Annotated in this window: 1 protein-coding gene; it reads right to left on the reverse strand. The window is 61.7% G+C overall.

Translation table 11 applies throughout. The features are described 5' to 3' along the window. Position 1: 1 nt before the first annotated feature. Positions 2–262: a helix-turn-helix domain-containing protein gene (locus SB754_RS20840; protein WP_410784258.1), complete on the reverse strand. Its 261-nt coding sequence runs from the start codon at positions 260–262 to the stop codon at positions 2–4. Between the last annotated feature and the right edge of the window lie 2 nt (positions 263–264).

A 264-nucleotide genomic window follows, 5' to 3' on the forward strand; every position in this document is an offset into this window, starting at 1 on the left:
CTCAGCATGTCTCCGACGGTTCATCCGTCATCGAGGAATGATTCGTCGGAGATATGACGACGCGTGGCGAAAGTGATGGATCGCTGGGCTCGTAGCGCAACAGCTCCGCAGGCTGACAATCGAGTTCGCGGCAGAGTGCCTCGAGGGTGGCGAAACGCACGGCTTTCCCGCGGCCGTTCTTGAGCACGGCAAGATTGGCCGGGGTGATGCCAATGCGCTCCGCGAGTTCACCCACGGCCATCTTGCGACGCGCGAGCATCACGT

This window comes from Leifsonia sp. SIMBA_070 (assembly GCF_046534635.1).
Lineage (GTDB): Bacteria > Actinomycetota > Actinomycetes > Actinomycetales > Microbacteriaceae > Leifsonia.